The 7476-nt window shown below is 42.3% G+C and carries 9 protein-coding genes; 3 read left to right on the top strand and 6 right to left on the bottom strand.

What is annotated here, in order from left to right; genetic code table 11:
• Nucleotides 1-64: 64 nt before the first annotated feature.
• Together VB775_RS26080 and VB775_RS26085 are read right to left on the bottom strand one after the other, a co-directional pair.
• Nucleotides 65-232 (bottom strand): hypothetical protein, encoded by a 168-nt coding sequence (locus VB775_RS26080; RefSeq protein WP_323217151.1) that lies wholly within the window; start codon nt 230-232, stop codon nt 65-67.
• A 126-nt stretch (nt 233-358) separates the two neighbouring features.
• Nucleotides 359-700, bottom strand: coding sequence for a hypothetical protein (locus tag VB775_RS26085; RefSeq protein WP_281008890.1), 342 nt, complete (start codon nt 698-700; stop codon nt 359-361).
• Nucleotides 701-1324: 624 nt separating this feature from the next.
• Here VB775_RS26085 and VB775_RS26090 point away from each other — a divergent pair.
• Complete coding sequence (locus VB775_RS26090) at nt 1325-2356, top strand: type II toxin-antitoxin system HicA family toxin (protein ID WP_281008889.1); 1032 nt, start codon at nt 1325-1327, stop codon at nt 2354-2356.
• A 28-nt stretch (nt 2357-2384) separates the two neighbouring features.
• On the opposite strand, the gene VB775_RS26095 is transcribed toward VB775_RS26090, so the two are convergent.
• Nucleotides 2385-2552 (bottom strand): hypothetical protein, encoded by a 168-nt coding sequence (locus VB775_RS26095; protein ID WP_281008888.1) that lies wholly within the window; start codon nt 2550-2552, stop codon nt 2385-2387.
• Nucleotides 2553-2686: 134 nt separating this feature from the next.
• On the opposite strand from VB775_RS26095, the gene VB775_RS26100 reads away from it, so the two are divergent.
• On the top strand, nt 2687-3076 hold the full coding sequence (locus tag VB775_RS26100) for a nuclease A inhibitor family protein (RefSeq protein ID WP_281008887.1): 390 nt from the start codon (nt 2687-2689) through the stop codon (nt 3074-3076).
• Here the strand turns inward: VB775_RS26100 and VB775_RS26105 are convergent.
• The 3 genes from VB775_RS26105 to VB775_RS26115 all read right to left on the bottom strand — a co-directional run bounded on the left by VB775_RS26105 (nt 3073) and on the right by VB775_RS26115 (nt 7163).
• The gene (locus VB775_RS26105; protein ID WP_281008886.1) at nt 3073-3933 is read right to left on the bottom strand and encodes a DNA/RNA non-specific endonuclease; all 861 of its coding nucleotides are present in this window, start codon (nt 3931-3933) and stop codon (nt 3073-3075) included. The two genes, VB775_RS26100 and VB775_RS26105, sit on opposite strands and share 4 nt — an antisense overlap.
• 175 nt (nt 3934-4108) lie before the next feature.
• A complete protein-coding gene (locus tag VB775_RS26110) occupies nt 4109-5107 on the bottom strand; it encodes a formamidase (protein WP_281008885.1) in 999 nt (332 codons plus the stop codon).
• A gap of 199 nt (nt 5108-5306) precedes the next feature.
• On the bottom strand, nt 5307-7163 hold the full coding sequence (locus VB775_RS26115) for a 3'-5' exonuclease (RefSeq protein ID WP_281008884.1): 1857 nt from the start codon (nt 7161-7163) through the stop codon (nt 5307-5309).
• 24 nt (nt 7164-7187) lie between these two features.
• On the opposite strand from VB775_RS26115, the gene VB775_RS26120 reads away from it, so the two are divergent.
• Nucleotides 7188-7370, top strand: coding sequence for a hypothetical protein (locus VB775_RS26120; RefSeq protein WP_323217156.1), 183 nt, complete (start codon nt 7188-7190; stop codon nt 7368-7370).
• Nucleotides 7371-7476 lie beyond the last annotated feature (106 nt).

Here is a 7476-nt window from a genome sequence, read left to right on the forward strand (position 1 = left end):
CCATTAATTCTTGTTTCTGTTGCTTTTTCTTCTTTTAATTGATGCAAATCTCTCCATTCTTAACTTAACGATCTGTTTTTGCTTGGATTTCGTTTCTCTTTCCCATCTCGTGAATAATACAGGCTAGCACGTCGCGATCGTAGATCTTGGGTGCAACAGGAAGATCTGCGGTTAGCGATGTGCTTCTTTGTGCCTTTGTTGCGGTGCGATCGCCATTATTAGACCATTTCAAAAACTCAAGAGCGATCGCACGGCAACAGCACAGGCTCGGACGCGAAGCAACAATATCATTAGGGTTTTGGGCTTTGGATAGAAACTTTATACAATGCGATCGCCTTATGGTTCTAGTGGAAATAGATTAATCATCCCATCCACATATCGGACAATTCCAATCAACGCGATCGCTTGGATATTGATATCGGCATTGCGGACACATACCCGTAAATACAGGATGCGTCATTAAAATTCGATACTGCTGCGCTCTGGTTAACCTTGGCTGATGCTCGGTTTCATAGGTTATTGGCAATTTCACAAGATGACCATCAATAAACGTAAAACCATTGGGACACCATAGCTCCTGACCGTCATCCGCAAAGTCTGAGCATGAGTCCCCATCAACACCGTCGGGATGGATGGCACAGACTAGGTAGTTGCTGTGGGCATTGTTGATGCAGCGATCGCAGTCGGGTATTTTGGGCATGATTTTGCAACGTTAGGCGATCATGGTTCTAGTGGAAAATGTTAATTTTCGTTTTTCCACTAGAACGGGTGTAAATATTTACAGTGGTTTGTCGTGTTGAGAAATCCTCTATGCGATCGCGAAAACTACTTTTTCACAACTTCAATCGATTGAGAACGGAACAAGATGCTCGATAAATTATTACCGTTATTCAATTCAATTTTCTCAATAGGGGTTAACAATTGAAAATATTTTTTGGATTAGAGTCCTAGAATGACAGATTTTCGTAAAAAGACTTTTGCCTATGTTAAGAAATTTGCAAGTATGTTAAGAAGTGCGGAATGTCAGTTACAAAGGAACTAATCTAAATAATACGCTGTACTGTTGGGCTAACACACCAAGTAGGTAAGTTATGCAGAACTTTTCTACTTGGTGTGTTAGCCAGAATTTTTCTGTATAACATACCTTATAAGATGATTAGGTCGAATCTTGACTTTCAGCCTATATCCCCTATAGTAAAATTAGACAGAAAATTTCTGTCTAATACATAGTTAGCTGGCTACTTAAATCTATCGTTAGCAAGCTCTTATCATGAGACCGTAAAATCTCGTGACCATATATTAAGCTCTAAGCCTAAACTCAAAAATGATTCCAATTCCTGACCTTTCTTATTTTGCCGTTTCTGGATTTATTTCTTGTTTGAGGCAGCATTACAGTGAAATATGGTCATCTTCACTTCTTTTGCATGACTGTGAATTGGATGAATGGGATATTGCATTAAGCGATCAAAATCCTCAACTCGCTTGGTGGCTACATAATCAAACAGGTCGTACTCATAATATTTACTTGCCTTATACTCCAAACATTAAGTTCTTGCGTTCTAATCATGTACACATAGAAGAAATTTTAAAACCCGCTCACAAGAGAATAAGAGCTTTTTTGCAAGAGTTAGGAGCAGAAGATGAAGATGTTGATGCTTACATGGCAGATAGTAATGACTGGCTATCTACTCTCTTTTGTGGCAAAAAACAGGCACATGAAGCGGCTCGGATTGCTGCTAAAGGGTTTGGGATTGACTTATCTGAATTACCAGTGATTATTCTTTGGGCAAGTTTTGATAGCTCTCGTATAGTTATTATCTTGCCTAACAAGACTGACAGAAATATTTATGAGTACATAAAATCTATTTATTACTCAATTATTACGTCCACTGAAAATATGGCTAGCAAACATGGATCAATTAAGATTGATAATCTGGAAAAGAAGATTAAAGAAAGGCTTGAGAAGTCACATTACATTAAAGATTACCAAGTCAAGATAAGAAATATCAAAACTCTCAGTCTTGTTGAACCAGTTTACAAAATCCTGACTTCTGCTGCTAATGAATATAGCTCCTCCTTTGAGGATTCGATTCTTAATTTTGAAGCCAAAGCCCAAGAAAATTTTAATCATAAATCAAATTTTTCTTTAGTTAAATTTGCTGAGTTGTCAAAATCAGAAATCATCCAGTTATTACAAAGAGAAGGATTTGCAAAAATTAGAGAAGGAGGTGAACACGAAATTTGGCAGCATCCTCAGTCGAAGGGAATTACTCCTGTTCCTAGACATGCAAAGATATCTCCTTTTGTTGTTAAAAGCATTGAGAAAGACATTATGGCAGTTAGAAAGGTCAGCTAACAATGCGTTGGTGCGGACGGAACAGAGGTTATCGGTGAGAGTTCGAGGTTATCTGCCGCCGCACAACTTCACCGTTAACGCCTATTCCCAGCCCTAATAGTATAAAAATTGCTGACAAGACAAGATAAGTGACAAATCTACGGGCTAAAACCTGAATTGATTCTGACTGCTTTATTGACTCAATAAGGTTTGCCATGACATTCATGTAGGGAGATTTGACAAATAGCATAGCAATGTCACGCTATCCGATCCAGTTGCGATCGCAGTTTGTAACGGTTAGCGATCCAACAATTACAGTATGGTCATAGCAACCAAATTTAGGCTTTACCGATGACTCCCAAAGAACTAACAGATCGCCTTTCCCAACTTGCCGAAGGCTTACTCTTTCCTAGTGAATCCGACTATCCACTAGAACCGTTTACATGGGAATCAGCAACCATCTCCCCTGAAACTATCCTCACGCGATCGCAAAAACCTGCGGACACAGCTATTGAATCTATTACCCTAGAAGATTTCTTTGCGCCCGTTGTCACCGATGAAGATTGGTTTGAAGATGAAGATCGGGCGATCACCCAAAGGTTTCGCGATCTACAAGCTGCGATCGCCACTTTAGAAAATGTCCAAGTTTTTCGCCTTGGCAAAATCGAGATTGATGTTTATATCGTTGGTGCGATCGGTGCGGATGTCGTAGGGCTAAAAACTACGGTAATCGAAACCTAACAACCTTTCTTTGACTCAATTGTTTTTTGAATGTCGGGCGGTATGTTGCTAAAGAAGTCATAGCCCGTTAGTTTCTCAATGTCGCCAACAGTTGCACAAAAATCTTGCCACTTACCATCACGACCTTGTTTGTTCGGCATAATCACTGCGATAGTCCTAGTATTGGCATTAACACCTGCTAAACCTTTGGCGGGATCGTCTAATACCAAGATTACTTTCCACATGGTGGAAGGAACAGCAATCTTGCCCTTCAACTTTGATGCTGCCCCATTCTTGCCCTCGCCACCTGTGCCATGTCCACCCGCAACGATGTAAAGCTCTTTGCCTTCCCTTGCCAAGTCGCGAGAAAACTCTTCTAGCTGTACCCACACACCCTGATTGTTATCAGGAGCTTGGGGGATGATATTCGTCATCAAAAAAGTAGATGAGTTAGTTTCTACTGACTGACCACGATCTTCCGAATTTACCAAGTGTCCGCGATCGAATCCTGAGCCTGTGTAGTCTCTGGTTACGACCTTATACCATCCCTTCGTCAAAGTGCCGTCAGGACGGAAATTGTTTTGTCGCTTCGCATCACCCATCCATGATTTATTGAGTTGCCACGATGCCCAGTTTGCTAGATTGCGACTTTTGCTATAGCTCAACACATACTGAGGCTTGAGCATCAAATAGTTATCGACATTGGCAATATCAGGACTGGCTTTGCTTGGATTACCTAGCTTTAAATTGGGGTTGCCATAGTCATTGTCGAGCGTGTGCGTGGGCTGTTTTGGAGTCGGGGTTGTTGCTATGGTAGGAGACTGGCTACAACCAACAACAAATAATGCTGTTAGAAATAATGCTATTGGCGATCGCATGATGTTCTAGGGGAATTTGCCAAGATCATAGCGCTTGAGTGACTGGGTTAAGAGGCGATCGCTTTCCTTTCTAACCTTTTCCTTTGGCACAATCCTATTGACAAACGCTTTGTTAGATGAAGGCTTCGACTTCTCTCGGCATAAGGTAAACGGTGAAATCGAAGCCTCATCCAACTTATTTCGGATTGCTATATGTCCGCTCAGGCACGGGAAATCCGCAGGAAGTTCCATCTTTATGGATGACTTCTTCTTCCCAAGGTAGAGAATACTTGCCCTTTACCATATCCTGCATATATGTATAAGGACAGTCTTGAGCGCCACCTTTGACAGCCACATAACCTCGATGCCCAAATTGGTAAATATTATTTTCTACACCCCAATGTTTACGAGCTTCACGGACTAGATCAGGTCGAACTTCAGCAGTAATAATCTCATCAGGACGGTGACTACCCATCACCAAGGGCTGACCATCAAAGTTAACAATCATCCCTTCCCCCATAGAATCAAAGCTGCCATCAGAGCCACACATACAGACCGAAGCCGTCACCATCAGGTTACAGAAAGCATTCGATTGATTAGTAATCTGCCAAGAATGACGAATTGGAGCCGTATAGCCAGCAGTACGAATCATGATTTCTGCACCTTTGTAGGCACATTCCCGCGCCATTTCAGGAAACATACCATCATGACAAATAATCAGTGCGATCGTACTGCCATTCGGGCCTTCACAAACTGGGATTCCGATATCCCCAGGTTCCCAAGGTTCAACAGGAACCCAAGGATGTAGTTTGCGATAGTAAAGTTTCAATTCGCCTTGATTATCAATAATAATTCCACTGTTATAGGGATTACCTTGAGGATTATATTCCATCAATGAGAAGCAACCCCAAATATTATTGTCAATACAAGCTTGCTTAAAGGCTGCTACTTCTGCCCCATCTAAGCTACACATGATCTCTGGATTGGTATCCATCGACAGACCATGCAAAGAATATTCAGGGAATACAACTAGATCCATAGTTGCCATATTTCGCCTTGCTTTGGCGACCATCTCACAAATACGTTGAGTTTGAGCAGCTAAGTCTTGTTTGGTGACAACTGTTGGTAATTGAAGTTGTACCATCCCTATCACTACGCCATTAGGGGTTTTATTTAAGCCGCCGAGTCCACTCATGATTTCCTGAAGTTTCTAGTTTTACATGGTCGATTATTAAGGTTATATCTCAAAGAGATAGTATTGTTTGATAGATAATCAATGATAAAGCCGTAAACCTGTTCATAATAATTTGAAATAACTGAGTACAAGGTTTGGATTAAAGCCTTTAGCAAACAACACAGGCTTTAATTTTATTTATCTAGAGTAAAAGCTCTCCCTAAAGCACCCTCTCCAATCTCTTCACAAACACCGAATCCCGATCGCAAGACAATTCTAAAAACTCAGTAGCCCTAGTCATCGCCACATACAACAACCTCGCCTCATCCGCGATCGCCTGAGACTGATTTGGCATAAATCCCACACCCGCAATAAACACCACAGGAAACTCCAGACCTTTGCTACTGTGCATTGTCAGGAGTTTCACGCTTTGCGCTTCTGGGTGGTAACGCTTGCTGTTACTGTCTTCGTTTAGCCATTCCACAGGTATACCGACATCTTTCAAAGCACGGCTTAGCGATCGCCCCATGAAGTCCGAACGATAAATAATTGCCATGTCATTCCAAGCAATCCCGCGATCGCGATATTCCCCTATGCGATCGCAGATATGTTTTGTCTCTGCTGAGAAACTAGACAATCTTGTAAAAGTTGGCTTTGCTCCATGCCTGCCCACACTCTGCGGCTTGATGAGAACGGGACTATCTTCTTCGCTGTCCTCGGTGGGTTGCATGATGTTCTTGGCGAACTCGTAGGCAAAGCTCAAAATCTCTTCGGTATTGCGGTAATTGAGTTTGAGAATAGTCGTCCGTCCCTGTGCCTTTATGCCCACACTGGCAAAACTAAATCTTCCTCTTTCTCGCCTCTCATAAATGCTCTGAGCATCGTCATAGAGTACAAGTAATGAATTAGTGTCTGAGTCAACCATCTGCACAATCAGATTGAACCAAGTTGGTTGAAAATCATGCCCTTCATCCAAAAGTACCGCCCCATATTTGCCCTTGGGTATTTTCTCTTCATTTACCCCTAGAACCACTTGGTTAACCAATTGCTCAAAAAATCCTCCCCCTCGATGCTTGGTCCGATCGGGTAAAGGTAATTGGTACAGTCGCAACATTTCCGCACACCAGCTATGAAAATGCTGCACTGATACCTTAGTCTCAGCAATGCCTTTCTCTCTAAGCATTTGCCGCAGCCTCGATGCTAGCGAGATGTTGTAGCACAGTACCAAGATCGGCTTGTCGCTTTTCTCTGCCAAAAATTGGCAACGGTAAACCAAGATTAAAGTTTTGCCACTTCCCGCCACACCATGAATAACCCGATGTCCACCCCGCAAACTTCGCGCTAGTTGCTCCTGCTGCAAGTCCATGATTTTAATCAGGTCAGGTGCGATCGCTACAGGTGTAATTACTTCATCCTCTTTAGGTTCTGGCAACAGCGACGGTTGAATCGCAATGTCTGGGAAAATATGCCAACGGATACGATTAACTTGATGCGGGCTTAGGGTGCGATCAAAATGGTAGGGAAACATATCCCATAGTCTTTGTTGAAAATCGCCTCGGTCAACACTGTCATACATCTCATCTTGGCAAATGACTAAGTTTGACTCTATGACTTCGCCTAAGCCTTGCTTGTCAAAGACTGCCCTTGTGATATTGGTAAACACAACACCATAGCCATAGGGAACGATGCATTTGCCAGCGTGGACACTTGCGATCGCATGGACAAGATCGGCATCACGTTCTAAGAGCTTGACTGCATGAAGCACATAGTTTCGGGCTTGTTCTAGGGGATTTTTGACTTGCTTGGGTTCGCTGGTATGGCGATCGGCGATCGTCCAATTGGCTCGAGTGACATTTTTGATCGTGTCGATTTTCCAGTCTTTGACCTCTAGTACCAGTAATCCGCGCAACGGGTGCAAGACAATGAAATCGGGGTGCAGTTGCTTTTTGCCTATGGGTACGTCATACCAGACTAGATAATCGTCATCTAGTTTCTGCTCTAATCTCACCGCAAAGCGCTTTTCACCTGATGTCATTCGGGCGATGCAACTGTTGAGAGATGGGATGAGAGAGGGCATATCTCATTATTCCCTATAAATCATGTGAATATGATATTAATTAAACTTAAATTACTGAATCCGTTCCTCTCCCTCATCATGGAATTACCAACCGCAGATAATAGCTGGATTGATAGTACACAAGAACATAATCCAGAGCTTTTTCAAAAGGCAAGCCGCATCCTTGAAACTAATCTTTACTGCACTCTATACTTTAAACGGGTATAATCTGAGCTTTTTTGAGATTTTGGAAACGGAGAGTGAGTAGCGATAGCAGTTCTTTTTTATGGTTAATATGAGCGTTCTCAATACATGAAGAAATAGCATCCTGAAA

The organism is Pseudanabaena sp. CCNP1317 (assembly GCF_034931345.1).
In the GTDB taxonomy this organism is placed as follows: Bacteria; Cyanobacteriota; Cyanobacteriia; order Pseudanabaenales; family Pseudanabaenaceae; genus Pseudanabaena; species Pseudanabaena galeata.

What these genes read in the sequence shown, in the direction of transcription:
- VB775_RS26085 (WP_281008890.1), bottom strand. Translation starts at nt 700, where the DNA reads ATGCCCAAAATACCCGACTGCGATCGCTGCATCAACAATGCCCACAGC.
- VB775_RS26090 (WP_281008889.1), top strand. Translation starts at nt 1,325, where the DNA reads ATGATTCCAATTCCTGACCTTTCTTATTTTGCCGTTTCTGGATTTATT.
- VB775_RS26095 (WP_281008888.1), bottom strand. Translation starts at nt 2,552, where the DNA reads ATGGCAAACCTTATTGAGTCAATAAAGCAGTCAGAATCAATTCAGGTT.
- VB775_RS26100 (WP_281008887.1), top strand. Translation starts at nt 2,687, where the DNA reads ATGACTCCCAAAGAACTAACAGATCGCCTTTCCCAACTTGCCGAAGGC.
- VB775_RS26105 (WP_281008886.1), bottom strand. Translation starts at nt 3,933, where the DNA reads ATGCGATCGCCAATAGCATTATTTCTAACAGCATTATTTGTTGTTGGT.
- VB775_RS26110 (WP_281008885.1), bottom strand. Translation starts at nt 5,107, where the DNA reads ATGAGTGGACTCGGCGGCTTAAATAAAACCCCTAATGGCGTAGTGATA.
- VB775_RS26115 (WP_281008884.1), bottom strand. Translation starts at nt 7,163, where the DNA reads ATGCCCTCTCTCATCCCATCTCTCAACAGTTGCATCGCCCGAATGACA.